This window comes from Nonomuraea sp. NPDC050394, from assembly GCF_044459065.1.
In the GTDB taxonomy this organism is placed as follows: Bacteria; Actinomycetota; Actinomycetes; order Streptosporangiales; family Streptosporangiaceae; genus Nonomuraea.
This window is the reverse complement of sequence record NZ_JBITIO010000003.1, coordinates 87,112-100,116: the sequence shown is the minus strand read 5'-3', so window position 1 is coordinate 100,116 and position 13,005 is coordinate 87,112. Positions and strand designations below refer to the sequence as shown.

Annotated in this window: 11 protein-coding genes; 7 read left to right on the top strand and 4 right to left on the bottom strand. The window is 70.2% G+C overall.

Translation table 11 applies throughout. The features are described 5' to 3' along the window. Positions 1-424: 424 nt before the first annotated feature. Complete coding sequence (locus ACIBKY_RS13520; protein WP_397096954.1) at positions 425-868, bottom strand: Asp23/Gls24 family envelope stress response protein; 444 nt, start codon at positions 866-868, stop codon at positions 425-427. Positions 869-931: 63 nt separating this feature from the next. On the opposite strand from ACIBKY_RS13520, the gene ACIBKY_RS13515 reads away from it, so the two are divergent. Beyond that, positions 932-1,465, top strand: coding sequence for an HIT family protein (locus tag ACIBKY_RS13515; RefSeq protein ID WP_397096953.1), 534 nt, complete (start codon positions 932-934; stop codon positions 1,463-1,465). Between the two features lie 8 nt (positions 1,466-1,473). Here ACIBKY_RS13515 and ACIBKY_RS13510 read toward each other — a convergent pair whose 3' ends face one another. From ACIBKY_RS13510 to ACIBKY_RS13500, 3 genes are all read right to left on the bottom strand, one after another. Next, positions 1,474-3,549 carry a hypothetical protein gene (locus ACIBKY_RS13510; protein WP_397096952.1) on the bottom strand — a complete coding sequence of 692 codons (2,076 nt, stop codon included), beginning with the start codon at positions 3,547-3,549 and terminating at the stop codon, positions 1,474-1,476. Between the two features lie 92 nt (positions 3,550-3,641). Then, complete coding sequence (locus ACIBKY_RS13505) at positions 3,642-5,204, bottom strand: glycoside hydrolase family 10 protein (protein WP_397096951.1); 1,563 nt, start codon at positions 5,202-5,204, stop codon at positions 3,642-3,644. A gap of 134 nt (positions 5,205-5,338) precedes the next feature. After that, complete coding sequence (locus ACIBKY_RS13500) at positions 5,339-7,477, bottom strand: elongation factor G-like protein EF-G2 (RefSeq protein WP_397096950.1); 2,139 nt, start codon at positions 7,475-7,477, stop codon at positions 5,339-5,341. 167 nt (positions 7,478-7,644) lie between these two features. On the opposite strand from ACIBKY_RS13500, the gene pgsA reads away from it, so the two are divergent. The 6 genes from pgsA to pdxS all read left to right on the top strand — a co-directional run bounded on the left by pgsA (position 7,645) and on the right by pdxS (position 12,978). Beyond that, positions 7,645-8,241, top strand: coding sequence for a phosphatidylinositol phosphate synthase (gene pgsA, locus ACIBKY_RS13495; RefSeq protein ID WP_397096949.1), 597 nt, complete (start codon positions 7,645-7,647; stop codon positions 8,239-8,241). Continuing rightward, the gene (locus ACIBKY_RS13490) at positions 8,238-9,146 is read left to right on the top strand and encodes a phosphatidylinositol mannoside acyltransferase (protein ID WP_397096948.1); all 909 of its coding nucleotides are present in this window, start codon (positions 8,238-8,240) and stop codon (positions 9,144-9,146) included. The genes pgsA and ACIBKY_RS13490 overlap by 4 nt, the downstream gene beginning before the upstream one ends. After that, on the top strand, positions 9,143-10,246 hold the full coding sequence (locus ACIBKY_RS13485) for a glycosyltransferase family 4 protein (RefSeq protein ID WP_397096947.1): 1,104 nt from the start codon (positions 9,143-9,145) through the stop codon (positions 10,244-10,246). The genes ACIBKY_RS13490 and ACIBKY_RS13485 overlap by 4 nt, the downstream gene beginning before the upstream one ends. Beyond that, positions 10,246-10,788 carry a hypothetical protein gene (locus tag ACIBKY_RS13480; RefSeq protein ID WP_397096946.1) on the top strand — a complete coding sequence of 181 codons (543 nt, stop codon included), beginning with the start codon at positions 10,246-10,248 and terminating at the stop codon, positions 10,786-10,788. The genes ACIBKY_RS13485 and ACIBKY_RS13480 overlap by 1 nt, the downstream gene beginning before the upstream one ends. A gap of 64 nt (positions 10,789-10,852) precedes the next feature. Beyond that, a complete protein-coding gene (locus ACIBKY_RS13475) occupies positions 10,853-11,866 on the top strand; it encodes a DUF3048 domain-containing protein (RefSeq protein WP_397096945.1) in 1,014 nt (337 codons plus the stop codon). A gap of 203 nt (positions 11,867-12,069) precedes the next feature. After that, positions 12,070-12,978, top strand: coding sequence for a pyridoxal 5'-phosphate synthase lyase subunit PdxS (gene pdxS, locus ACIBKY_RS13470; protein ID WP_312896419.1), 909 nt, complete (start codon positions 12,070-12,072; stop codon positions 12,976-12,978). Positions 12,979-13,005 lie beyond the last annotated feature (27 nt).

Here is a 13,005-nt window from a genome sequence, read left to right as displayed (position 1 = left end):
ACCTTAGACGCCCACCCCCACCCTCGCGCACCCCCGTTCCCGGGAATGGTCACCGGTCCCGCGTGTGGCCGTGGGGTCCGGCGCTCCGGGTGACGACGGGCCACGGCCGGGGGTGACGTGCCGCGTTATGGCGGCGCGGCGTCATCACCGGAGGAGCGTGGTTCGGCGGAGCCCGGCCATGGTCGGTGGGAGGCGCCAAGGTGGCTTGCCGTAACGGATGGGAGGTTCATGGCGGCCGGCCGTGACGGATGGGACGCACGGCGGCTGGCTGTGAGGGAGGAGACGGACAGGAGAACTTACGGCGGCCGGGCGATGGCCGTGAAAGGGGCGAATAGTCCGGGAAGGGGGTGAGTGGGGCGGGAAGCGGCGAATGGGGCGGGCGTGCGAGGGGAGCCGGTGCGGGGGCGGGTGCAGCGGCGGAAGGTCAGAGTTCGGGGAGGGGGTCCGGGTCTGGTGGGGTGGGGCGGGGCTCGCCGGGGAGGCGGACGTCGTCGACGGTGACGTTGACCTCGGTGACGCGCATGCCGAGCATGCGGCCGACCGTGCGGGCCACGTTGGTCTTGACCTCGGCGGCGACCTCCATGACCACGTGGCCGTACTCCACGACGATCACCAGGTTGACCGCCACCTGCCGGTCCTGGATCTCGGCGCTGACGCCCTGGGTGCCGCGGCGCGAGCCGATGCCGATCCGGTCGCGTACGGACTCGAAGGCCCTGGCCAGGTCGCCGCCCATGTCGGCCACCCCGGCGACTTCCAGGGCGGCCAGGGCGGCGACCTTTTCCACGACCTCGTCGGCTACCTTGATCCGGCCCTTCACGGCGGCGGGGGCGGACGTGGGCTCCGTCTGTTCCGCTACTACTTCGCTCATGGGGGGATTGTGGCGGATATGTGCCCCAGTTGTCCGGTAAGCCGGGGGCCTATGCTGCTACCTATGCACGATCAGGCAGGGGCCGGGGAGCCCGACAACTTCCAGCGGCTGTGGACCCCTCATCGCATGGCCTACATCAAGGGCGAGAACAAGCCGTCCGGTTCCGGTCCCGGCGACGGCTGCCCGTTCTGCGAGATCCCCAAGATGAGCGACGAGGACGGCCTGATCGTGGCGCGCGGCGCCGTCGTGTACGCGGTGCTGAACCTCTACCCCTACAACTCCGGCCACCTGATGGTGGTGCCGTTCCGGCACGTCTCCGACTACGACGAGCTCGACCCGGCCGAGACGGAGGAGCTCGGTGACTTCACCCAGCGTTCGCTGCGCGCGCTGCGCAAGGCCAGCGGCGCCCAGGGCTTCAACGTCGGCATGAACCTCGGCCACGTCGCGGGGGCGGGCATCGCCGCCCACCTCCACCAGCACGTGGTGCCCCGGTGGGGCGGCGACACGAACTTCATGCCCGTCGTCGCGCAGACCAAGGTCCTGCCGCAGATGCTGCGCGACACCCGCGACCTGCTCGCCGGCGCCTGGGACGCCTGAAACCGGCTTCAGGTGCCGCTGGTGGCCAGGTGTTCGTCGGGGTCCTTCACGGGTTCGCGGGTCCCCGGCAGTACGGCGATGCCCACCGACAGCAGCAGCGGAATCGCCATGGCCAGCGCCATCGACAGGATCGCCGCCCCCGAGTCGTTGACCAGCATGCCCACCACGCCGCTCACCAGCGTTCCGATCAGCCCGGCCTTCAGCGCGGGGGAGTAGGCGAAGGCCGCGGGCACCACGCCCGCCGACGCCTTCTCCGGACGCAGGATCGCGTAGATCAGGAATCCCAGCGCCGCCAGCACGATCGGCACCAGGTTCGGGTTGATGAGTGTGCTGATCATCGCCTCGAACTTGCGCCAGACCACCTCGACGGCCTCGCCGTTCAGGACCTGGCCGACGAAACGCCCGAGGTGCGACTGCTCGCTGGGCGGCCTCAGGTAGTTGGCGACCGCGAAGGCCGTGACCGCCAGCCCGCCCGCCACGCAGAACAGCGCCAGCTTCAGCACCGAGATCCGCTTGCCCAGGATGAGCAGGGCGGTCACCGCGATGCCCGGCACGAAGGCGATGACGCCGCCGAAGTCGCTGCCGAGCCCCGAGCCGCCCAGCACCATGGCGAACGCGCCGAGCACCGCCACGACGGCGGCACCGATCTTGCCGGGGAAGCGGTGGGCGATCACGGTCGTGGTCAGCAGCGTGCCGGTGGCCAGCAGCGCGAACGGGATGTTGCCGAGGCCGTAGTAGCGGGCGCCCTGTTCGGCGCTGAAGCCCATGAAGCTGTTGAGCTGCAGCGTGGTGCCGGTCAGCAGGTCGCCGGCCAGCGTCAGCGTCGTGACGCCGGCGACCACGGCCAGCGGGCCCAGCGGGTGGCGGCGCCACGGGCCGGCCAGCGCCAGCACGGTCAGCGCGGCCCAGAAGGCGGCCATCCCGCCGAACAACTCCAGGTGCGACGACCACGGCAGCAGGTTCACCAGGAACGAGGTGACCGGGAGCGCGGCCAGGGCGACCGCGGCCAGCCGTACCCAGGAAAGGCCCTTGCGGCGGCGCAGCAGGAGGAAGGCGAGCACGTAGAACAGGACCTGCAGCACGGCCAGGACCGTGAAGTAGGGGCCCTTGACCGAGCGCATGGTCTGGGCGCTCTCGTCGGCGTCGGCCATGTGCCGCGGGGTCGCGCCCGTGGCTCCCGTCTCCCACAGCTGACCGATGATCGTCGCAGGTACGGCCACGCCCAGCTTGGTCAGCACGGTGGTGGTCAGGTCGGGCAGGATCGAGATGTCGTCGCGCCGGGTGGAGGCGGCGCCCAGCGCGCGGCCCGCCGCGCCCGGCTCGCTCAGCATCGCCGCCCGCAGGTGCGGGACGCTGCCGTGGTCGGAGATGCCCGCCAGCATCACCGTGGTGCCGGGCGGCAGGATCGACAGGAGCGCCTCGGCCTTGGCGTCGGCCAGGTGCAGGGCGTTGCGGCGGTCCTCGGCGCCGAGCAGGTCGGGCACCCGCGCGATGCGGCCGCCGGGCAGGTAGGGGCGGATCAGGTCGTCGACCTCCATGGCGACGAGCCGGACGCTCTGCAGGTCGGCCGTCTTCACCTGCAGCGGCGAGGAGTGGTAGACGGGCACCGCGCCGGTGGTGTCGGCCAGCGCCAGCGCGGCACCGGGTCCGATCGCGATCGTGGAGGTGCCCGCCTTCTTCAGCGTCTCGCCCAGCGCGCCGGCGTTCTTCTGCCCGCCCACGTCGATGAGGGAGCGGAAGCCGGGGATGACCGCGCCGGCGCCGCGCTGCTCCGGCACGGGCGGGGCGCCGCAGCTGCCGCCCGAGGCGGAGCGGATGCCCGCCGAGATGGTCAGCCAGCCGTCGTAGGGACAGGTGACGCTGCCCACGGTCCGGACGGACATCGACCCGATCGCGCTGTTCTGGGAGAGCGTGAAGAGGTTGGGGGTGTCCTGCTGGGTGATGTCGTTCCAGTGCAGACCGGGGATCCCGATCAGCGCCACCCGCGCGGCGGGAGGTGGGGCCGCCAGTCCCGCGGGGGCGAGCGCCCCCGCCAGCAGCAGCTGACCCATCAGCATGGTCACGATGACCAGCGCCCGCCTCACCGTATGTCCTCCCGCGGTAGAGCCCGTGTGTGGCACGACATAGTCTCACGCATCGCCGGACCACGCGGGCTCACCGCAGGAGCCGGAGGAGGTCAGACCGGGGCGACCGTGACCTTCACCGGCTTCGACTCGTTGTGGAGGCGGTCCAGCGAGGTGATCAGGTACGTGCCGGGCCGCGCCGCGGCGAAGGACGGGGCGGTGACGACCGCGGCCAGGCTGCGGGCGTCGGCGCCCTGGCAGGCCTCGCCCTTGTCGGGGACCCGGTAGACCGCGTACGCGCGGGCGCCGGGCGAGGCGGTCCAGGTCAGGGTGCCGCCACTCGCCTTGGCTCCGGCGGGCTTGGCCGGGGCCCGGCCGCCGCGCTCCTTGATGAGGGGCAGCAGGGCGGGGCGCGCGTAGTGGTCGGCGGCGACCTTGTCGATGGCCTTCAGCGGGTTGGTCAGGAACTGCTTGGCGCTGAAGTAGACGTCGCCGTCGATCTGGGGATGCCTGCGGTTGAGCGTGAGGTGGGCCGACAGTTCGCCGGGCCTGGTCCAGGCCTTGTCGTCCTTGGCGCCGACGCGGTAGAGGGCCTGGCCGATGTAGAGGTCGACGCCGGTGCCCTTGACCTCCTTGGCCCACCAGGGTGCCAGCGCCTTGTAGTCGGCGACCTTGAGCCCGCGCGGCCAGTACAGCTGCGGCATCACGTAGTCGACGGTGCCGTTCTTGATCCAGTGCCGCGCGTCCGCGTAGATCGAGTCATAGGCCGACATGCCGGAGGTGGCGGAGCCGGTCGGGTCCTGTGCCTTGTTGCGCCAGATGCCGAACGGGCTGATGCCGAACTTCACCGACGACCGGGTCTCGTGCACCGCCTTGTCGATCTGGGCGATGAGCTTGTTGACGTTGTCGCGCCGCCAGTCGGCGAGGTTCTTGCCCGAACGATACTTTGTAAAGGCGGCCTTGTCGTTGAACGTGCCGCCCTCGCCCGGATACGGGTAGAAGTAGTCGTCGAAGTGGACCCCGTCCACGTCGTAGCGCTTGACCACGTCGGTGATGACCTTGGTGACGTGCTCGCGCACCTGGGGCAGGCCCGGGTTGTAGTAGAGGCGGTCGCCGTACTTGACGATCCAGTCGGGGTGCACGCGCGCGGGGTGGCCGGCCGGCAGCTTGGCGGCGTTGGCGTCGTAGGAGGCGCGGTAGGGGTTGAACCAGGCGTGGAACTCCATGCCCCGCTTGCGCGCCTCGTCGATGAGGAACGGCAGCGGGTCCCAGCCGGGGTCCTTGCCCGCGGTGCCGGTCAGGTACTGCGACCAGGGCTCCAGCGAGGACTTGTACAGCGCGTCGGAAGCCGGACGGACCTGGACGAAGACCGCGTTGAGCCGCCGCTTGGCCGCCGCGTCGAGGATCTTCACGTACTCGGCCTTCTGCCGGTCCGGGCTCAGCCCGGTGCGCGAGGGCCAGTCGATGTTGCGCACGGTGGCGATCCAGACGCCGCGCAACTGCCGCTTGGGATAGCGCGCGTCGGGCGTGCAGGCGGCGGGAGCGGCGGCCGTGGTGGCCTTCTTCGCCGCGCCACTGGCGGTCTTCTCCGCGGTCCCCGGCCCAAGGGCGTAGGCGGCGCCGGCGGTGACGACGGCGATCGTGACGGCGGCAAACAGAGGTCGTCCGGTTCGCATGGTTCCTCAGTCTGGCATCGCCACTGACGTGCTTTGGCCCAAAAAACGAAATGGATTCGTGATGTTTGTGTGACTGTTGGTACGGCCGTGCCGCGTGTGACGGCGGCCGGCCGTACCAACAGACACACCGAGCCTCACTCGGCGGCGGCCAGTTTGCCCGCCAGGTGCGACGGCAGCGGCTCGTAACGCAGGAAGGTGCGCGTGAACATGCCGGTGCCGTGCGACATCGACCGCAGGTCGATGGCGTAGCGGACGAGCTCCAGTTCGGGAACCTCCGCCTTGACCAGGGTGCGGCCGGTGCCCACGGGTTCGGTGCCGAGGACCCTGCCGCGCCGCGACGACAGATCGGACATGACGGATCCGACGTAGTCGTCGGCCACCAGGACCGCGAGCTCGTCGACGGGTTCGAGCAGGAGGGTCGGCACCTTCGTCGCGGCCTCCTTGAGCGCCAGCTGCCCGGCGATCTGGAAGGCCATGTCGGAGGAGTCGACCGAGTGCGCCTTGCCGTCGTAGAGGGTGACCCGCACGTCGACCATCGGATACCCGGCCACGACGCCCCGCTCCATCTGGGCCCGCACGCCCTTTTCGACGGAGGGGATGAACTGCCGGGGCACCACGCCGCCCACGATCTTGTCCACGAACTCGAAGCCCCCGCCGGAGGGCAGGGGCTCGACCTGCAGATGGCAGATGGCGTACTGGCCGTGGCCGCCGGTCTGCTTGACGTTGCGGCCCATGGCCTTGCACTGGCCGCCGAACGTCTCGCGCAGCGGCACGCGTAGTTCTATCCGTTCGACCTCGACGCCGTGCCGTTTGGCCAGGCGGTCGAGCAGCACGTCGGTGTGGGCCTCTCCCATGCACCACAGGACGAGCTGGCGGGTCTCGGCGTTGTTCTCCAGTCTCAGCGTCGGGTCCTCGGCGACCAGGCGGCCCAGGGCCTGCGAGAGCTTGTCCTCGTCGGCTTTCGACTTGGCCTGGATGGCGACGGGCAGGAGCGGGTCCGGCATCGTCCAGGACGTCATGAGCAGCGGGTTGTCGACCTCGGAGAGTGTGTCCCCGGTCTCGGCGCGCGACAGCTTGGCGACCGCGACGATGTCGCCGGCCACGCCCTTGGCCACGCCGCGCTGCTGCTTGCCCAGCGGCGAGGTGAGCGTGCCGATGCGCTCGTCGACGTCGTGGTCCTCGTGCCCGCGGTCGGCCAGGCCGTGGCCGGAGACGTGGACGGTCATGTCCGGGCGCAGGGTGCCGGAGAAGACGCGGACGAGGCTGATGCGGCCCACGTAGGGGTCGGAGGTGGTTTTGACCACTTCGGCCACGAGCGGGCCGTCGGCGTCACAGGCGATGCCCTTGACCGGCTTGCCGTCGAGGGTGGTGATCTCGGGCATCGGGTGCTCGGCCGGGGCGGGGAAGCCCTGGGTGATGATCTCCAGGAGCTCGATCGCGCCGACGCCGGTCCCCGAGCACAGGACCGGGTAGAAGCTGCCTCGGGCGACCGCCTTCTCCAGGTCCTCGATGAGGACCTTGGTGTCGATCGGCTCGCCTTCGAGGTAGCGCTCCATGAGCGACTCGTCTTCGCTCTCCTGGATGATGCCCTCGATGAGCGAGTCCCGGTGCTCGGCGATCTGCGCCTGGTACTCCGGGCCCGGATCCTTCTCCGAGCGGTTGCCGGTGGCGTAGTTGAAGAACTTCTGCGACAGCAGCCCGATGAGTCCGTTGACGTGCCCGTTGGTGATGACGGGCAGGTAGAGGGGGGCCACGCCGTCGCCGAAGATGTCCTGGCAGGTGGCCAGGACCTCGTCGAAGTCGGCCCGCTGATGGTCGATCTTGGTGATGACCACCGCTCTCGGCATCGCGACCTGGGCGCACTCCTCCCACAGCATCTGCGTCAGGCCGTCGACGCCCTCGGAGGCCGAGACCACGAACAGGGCGGCGTCCGCGGCGCGCAGCCCGGCGCGCAGGTCCCCGACGAAGTCGGCGTACCCGGGGGTGTCCAGAAGGTTGATCTTGATGTCGTTGTAGACCAGGGGCGCCAGTGCGAGGTTCACCGAACGTTGCTGGCGTACCTCGACCTCGTCGAAGTCGGTGACCGTGTTGCCGTCCTCGACCCGGCCGGTGCGCTGGATGGTGCCCGTCGCCGCCAGCAAGTGCTCGACCAGGGTCGTCTTGCCCGCTCCTGAATGGCCGACCAGCACGACATTGCGTATGGCGTCCGCACTGTCGGCCGTGGGTGCCCTGCCCGCGGCTCCCGCATGGCCGCCGGGATTCTTTTCTGCCACATTGCCTCCCGCGTCGTTGGGTGGGGGTTCCAACGCCGCGCCCGCGCGGAAGGGTTCAGAAACCGCATGGACGCGGTGTGTTCACCAAATACCCCTGTGGCGAATATCACAAGGGGGGTGAGGCAAAGAAAGTCCAGCGGGCTCTTATGGCCTACGATCGGAGCGCGATGCTGAAACTCCTGCGCCCGGCCATGACCCGGATCCTCACCCCGCTGGGCAGGGCCCTTGTCCGCCGCGGGATCGGCCCTGACGCCGTCACCGCGATCGGCACGCTCGGCACCGTGGTGTCGGCCCTGTTCTTCTTCCCGATGGGCATGCTCACCGTGGGCGCCCTGGTGATCACCGTGTTCGTGCTGTTCGACCTGCTCGACGGCGTGGTGGCGCGCCTGGGCGGCAGTGGCGGCACGAAATGGGGAGCCTTCCTCGACTCCACACTCGACCGGGTGGCCGACGCGGCTATTTTTGGCGGTTTGACCCTCTATTTCGCGATTGAGGGCAATATCACCATGGTGGCGGTCACGTTGTTCAACGTGGTCGCCGGCGTGCTGGTGTCCTATGCCAAGGCGCGGGCCGAGGGACTCGGCATCGAGTGCGACGTCGGCCTGGCGGAGCGGCCGGAGCGGCTGGTCGTCGGGCTGGTGGCGGCGTGCTTCTGGTTCGTTCCCCACGTGCTGGCGATCGGCATGTGGCTGCTGGCCGTGGCCAGCGCGATCACCGTGGTGCAGCGGGTCGTGCACGTCTACCGACAGTCGGGGGTGTCATGAGCGAGAAGACGTCGGTCGCCGACCGGGCGGTGGCCGCCGGGTTCGCCGCGGGGTGGACGCTGGTGCCGTACCTGCCGTGGAAGCCGACGGCGGCGGTCTTCCGCTTCATGGCCGACCGGGTGTGGCGCAAGCGCGGCAGGTCGGTGCGCCGCCTGGAGTCGAACCTGAGCCGGGTCACCGGCCTGCCGGTCGGCAGCACGGAACTGGGCGAGCTCACCCGCCGGGGCATGCGCTCCTACTTCCGCTACTTCCACGAGATCTTCCGGCTGCCGTCCATGGACCGCGCCGAGGTGGTCGGGCGCACCCACGTGACCGGCGCCGAGCACGTCCACGACAACGTGGCCGCGGGGCGCGGCGTGGTGCTCGCGCTGCCGCACATGGGCAACTGGGACCAGGCGGGCGCGTGGCTGGTCGGGGTCGGGCACCCGTTCACGACCGTGGCCGAGCGCCTCAAGCCCGAGTCGCTGTTCCGCCGTTACGTGGCCTTCCGCGAGGGTCTGGGCATGGAGGTGCTGCCGCTCACGGGCGGCGACGGCCACAACTTCGGGACCCTCGCGACGCGGGTACGGCGGGGCGGGGTCGTCTGCCTGCCCGCCGAGCGCGACCTGACCAAGAGCGGCGTCGAGGTGCGCTTCTTCGGCGCCACCACGAAGGTGCCCGCCGGGCCGCCGCTGCTGGCCGTGCAGACCGGGTGCGCCCTGCTGCCCGCCATCGTCTACTTCGACGGCGACGACTGGGGGATCGACATCCACCCCGAGGTGCCGGTGCCCGGCGAGGGCACCCGCCAGGAGAAGGTCGCGGCGGTCGCGCAGGGGCTGGCGGACGTGTTCGAGAAGGGGATCGCGCAGCATCCGGAGGACTGGCACATGCTGCAACGACTGTGGCTGGAGGACTTGACGCGATGAGAATCGGCATCGTCTGCCCCTATTCGTGGGACATGCCGGGTGGCGTCAAGCAGCACATCGACGACCTGGCGCAGGCGCTGATCGCGCAGGACCACGAGGTGTCGGTGATCGCGCCGGCTGCCGACGACGACGAGCTGCCGCCGTACGTGACCGGGGCGGGCCGGGCGATCCCGGTGCCGTACAACGGGTCGGTGGCGCGGATGTCGTTCGGCTTCATCTCGGCGGCGCGGGTGCGCAGGTGGGTGCGCGACGGCGGGTTCGACGTGCTGCACATCCACGAGCCGCTGATCCCGAGTCTCGGGGTGCTGGCCTGCTGGGCGGCCAAGGGGCCGATCGTGGCCACGTTCCACGCCTCCTTCACCCGCTCGCGGGCGATCGCGGTGGCCGAGCCGCTGCTGCGCAGCGCGCTGGAGAAGCTTCATGGGCGCATCGCGGTCTCCGACGCGGCGCGCAAGAGCCTGGTGGAGCAGTTCGGCGGGGACACGGTGCTGATTCCCAACGGGGTGACGGTCGCGCGCTACACCGAGGCGGAGCCGCTGGACGGCTGGGGCCCCGACGGCTCGACGATCGGCTTCCTCGGGCGGGTGGACGAGGAGCGCAAGGGCCTGCCGATCCTGATGGAGGCGCTGAAGTCGATCCCGGACGCCAAGCTGCTCATCGCCGGGCCCGGCGAGGTGAAGGTGCCCAAGGAGCTGCGTGACCGGGTGACGGTGCTGGGCATGGTGAGCGAGGCGGACAAGATCCGCGCGTACCACTCGGTGGACGTCTTCTGCGCGCCGAACACGCGCGGGGAGAGCTTCGGCATCGTGCTGGCCGAGGCGATGGCCTCGGGGGCGACCGTGCTGGCCAGCGACATCCCGGCCTTCCGCCGGGTGCTGGGCGAGGGGCAGGCGGGCGCGCTGTTCAGGAACGGCGACCCCGCCTCGCTGGCCGAGGAGGCGCGGGCGCTGCTGGCGGCGCCGGAACGGCGGGCCAAGCTGGCCGCCGAGGCCCTGGTGGCGGTGCGCAAGTACGACTGGTCGACGGTGGCACGGGACGTGGTGCGGGTGTACGAGACGGTGACGGCGGGCGGCGCCGGCCGGGTGGAGGAGGACGCGTAGTGACCTCCACGGTGATCATCCTGATCGTGGGCATCGTCGTGGTGCTCACGGCCGTCTACGTCTCCTGGCGGGCCGGCCGGCTGGACCGCCTGCACATCCGGCTGGAGCTGGCGGGGCAGGCACTGGACGCGGCGCTGCTGCAGCGCCGCTCGGCGGTGCTGCTGCTGGCCGGTTCGCGCATCCTCGATCCGGCCACCTCGCTCATGCTGGCCACCGCGGCCCAGGAGGCCAGGATCGCCGGTCCCGAGGAGCGGGAGCGGGCCGAGAGCGACCTGTCGCGCACGATCCGCGCGGTGGTGGACCAGGACCGCTTCAGGGAGAAGCTGGCCGAGGCGCCGGGCGGCGCGGACCTGCTGGAGGAGCTCGACGCGGTGGTGACGAAGGTGGTCTACTCGCGCCGCTTCCACAACAACGCCGTCGGCGTCACGCGTACGGCGCAGCAGCGCTGGCTGGCCAAGACCCTGCGCCTCGCGGGTCACACCGATTTTCCCCGATTTTTCGAGATTGATGATGATCCGCCGAAGAGTATGGCAACTGAATGACCGAATTTGTTCATCGCCGGTAAGCTTCGTCCGTTCTAGGAGCTAAAGGCGGAGGAGTGGACAGGTGCGGCTACCGCGGATGATCACCGTGACGCTGGCGGGAACGGCGGTCTTGCTGCCGGTCGCGGCGTGCTCGTCGGAAAAGCCCGCCCCTCCAGCGGCGCCGCAGGCCGCCACGGCCGCCCCCAGTGAGACACCGGACGCCGGCCCCGGTCATCCGTTCACCGGGTTGCCGGACGAGGCGCGCAAGCCCGTACTGGCGGTGAAGATCGAAAACACCGCCGCCGGGAAGCCGCAGATGGGCCTGAAGAGCGCGGACATCGTCTACGTCGAGCAGGTCGAGGCGGGGCTGACCCGGCTCATGGCCATCTTCTCCTCGAAGATCCCGGCCAAGGTGGGCCCCGTGCGCAGCGCCCGCATCTCCGACCTGCACATCGCGCCGCAGTTCGGCAAGCCCGCCTTCGCCTACTCCGGCGCGCAGACCAAGATGCTGCCGCTGATCGCCGAGGCGTCCCTGTTCGACGTCGGCGACACCAGGAACGGCGGCGCCTACTTCCGCCAGCCTGGCCGCTTCGCCCCCTACAACCTGTTCGCCAACACCAAGAAGCTGCTGTCGGCCGCGCCCAAGGCGTCCAAAGCCAAGGACATCGGCTTCACCTTCGGCGAGGCCCCCGCCGAGGGCGGCGTGGACAAGAAGTCGTGGACGGTGCGCTGGCCGGCCGCGCGCTTCACCTTCAACTGGTCCGATGCCAAGAAGCAGTGGATGATCTGGCAGGACGGCAAGAAGGACATGGCGGCCGAGGGCGGGCAGCTGAGCGCGCCGACCATCGTGATCCAGTACACCAAGACGGTCCGGTCGCAGTTCCACGACAAGAACCAGAGCTACACGCCGCTCGTGCACAGCACCGGCAAGGGCTCGGCGATCGTGCTGCGGGACGGCAAGGCGTACAAGGCCAAGTGGGAGCGGGAATCGGAGGAGTCCGGCACGACGTTCACCACTGCGGAGGGTGAGCCGATGAACTTCGCGCCGGGTCAGGTGTGGATCGCGCTGGCCAGCCGCAAGCCCGTCACTCCCTGACCGCCCGCCGACGTTTGGGCGGGCCGTACAAAAGAGCGGACAAATCCTGACATGGTGGCATGTCGGGGGAGGGGCGCTCCAGGACCTACGATGGGCTTGATAGCTTACCGTTCGCCCAGGCGGGTGCGCCGGGGCGCAACCCGTCCGAGAGCCCGTATGTGTTCGCGCAGGCGGACCAGCCGAGAGAGCCCGTGAGGAAGACCGTGTCCAGCAGCACGCCAGAAACCACTGCCGTCACCGGAACCGCCCGCGTCAAGCGCGGCATGGCCGAGATGCTCAAGGGCGGCGTCATCATGGACGTCGTCACCCCTGAGCAGGCGAAGATCGCTGAGGACGCCGGCGCCGTCGCCGTGATGGCCCTTGAGCGCGTGCCCGCCGACATCCGAGCCCAGGGCGGCGTCTCCCGGATGAGCGACCCCGACATGATCGAGGGCATCATCAGCGCCGTCTCGATCCCCGTGATGGCCAAGGCCCGCATCGGCCACTTCGTGGAGGCGCAGCTCCTCCAGGCGCTCGGCGTGGACTACGTCGACGAGTCGGAGGTCCTGACCCCGGCCGACTACGCCAACCACATCGACAAGTTCCGCTTCACGGTGCCCTTCGTCTGCGGCGCCACCAACCTCGGCGAGGCCATGCGCCGCATCACCGAGGGCGCGGCCATGATCCGCTCCAAGGGCGAGGCCGGCACGGGCGACGTCTCCAACGCCGTCACCCACATGCGCACCATCCGGGGCGAGCTCAGGCGGCTGACCACGCTGCCCGAGGACGAGCTGTACGTGGCGGCCAAGGAACTGCAGGCCCCGTACGAGCTCGTCGCCGAGGTCGCCAAGACCGGCAAGCTCCCCGTCGTGCTGTTCACCGCGGGCGGCATCGCGACCCCGGCGGACGCGGCCATGATGATGCAGCTCGGTGCCGAGGGCGTCTTCGTGGGCTCGGGCATCTTCAAGTCCGGCGACCCGGCCAAGCGCGCCGCCGCCATCGTCAAGGCCACCACCTTCTTCGACGACCCCGACGTCGTGGCGAAGGTCTCGCGCGGACTCGGCGAGGCCATGGTCGGCATCAACGTCGACGAGATCCCGCAGCCGCACCGCCTGGCCGAGCGCGGCTGGTAGAGCGCCGAACGTGGCCCCGCCCCCGGC

What these genes read in the sequence shown, in the direction of transcription:
- ACIBKY_RS13490 (WP_397096948.1), top strand. Translation starts at nt 8,238, where the DNA reads ATGAGCGAGAAGACGTCGGTCGCCGACCGGGCGGTGGCCGCCGGGTTC.
- ACIBKY_RS13505 (WP_397096951.1), bottom strand. Translation starts at nt 5,204, where the DNA reads ATGCGAACCGGACGACCTCTGTTTGCCGCCGTCACGATCGCCGTCGTC.
- ACIBKY_RS13520 (WP_397096954.1), bottom strand. Translation starts at nt 868, where the DNA reads ATGAGCGAAGTAGTAGCGGAACAGACGGAGCCCACGTCCGCCCCCGCC.
- ACIBKY_RS13515 (WP_397096953.1), top strand. Translation starts at nt 932, where the DNA reads ATGCACGATCAGGCAGGGGCCGGGGAGCCCGACAACTTCCAGCGGCTG.
- ACIBKY_RS13485 (WP_397096947.1), top strand. Translation starts at nt 9,143, where the DNA reads ATGAGAATCGGCATCGTCTGCCCCTATTCGTGGGACATGCCGGGTGGC.
- pgsA (WP_397096949.1), top strand. Translation starts at nt 7,645, where the DNA reads ATGCTGAAACTCCTGCGCCCGGCCATGACCCGGATCCTCACCCCGCTG.